Annotated in this window: 1 protein-coding gene; it reads left to right on the top strand. The window is 56.7% G+C overall.

Annotation, left to right across the window (positions count from 1 at the left end):
- Positions 1-393: glycolate oxidase subunit GlcE family protein (locus C1J01_RS48840; RefSeq protein WP_220040521.1), on the top strand; the 393-nt coding region annotated here is incomplete at both ends.

The following is a 393-nucleotide window of genomic DNA, read 5'->3' as shown; positions in this document are numbered from 1 at the left end:
CCCTGAGTCTGCGTCGGGAAATCAGCCTGCAAGAAGCCATTAACGAAATCGCCCAGTGGCAACTCCAGCCGCTACCCATTAGTGGCTTATGTTACTTCGACAATGCGTTGTGGATCCGCCTTGAGGGCGGCGAAGGATCGGTAAAAGCGGCGCGTGAACTGCTGGGGGGCGAAGAGGTTGCGGGTCAGTTCTGGCAGCAATTGCGTGAACAACAACTGCCGTTCTTCTCGTTACCAGGTACCTTATGGCGCATTTCATTACCCAGCGATGCGCCGATGATGGATTTACCCGGCGAGCAACTGATCGACTGGGGCGGAGCGTTACGCTGGCTGAAATCGACAGCCGAGGACAATCAAATCCATCGCATCGCCCGCAACGCTGGCGGTCATGCGA

The sequence above is a fragment of the Nonomuraea aridisoli genome (genome assembly GCF_003236395.1).
Classification (GTDB): Bacteria; Actinomycetota; Actinomycetes; order Streptosporangiales; family Streptosporangiaceae; genus Nonomuraea; species Nonomuraea aridisoli.
This window is presented reverse-complemented; position numbering and strand designations above follow the sequence as displayed.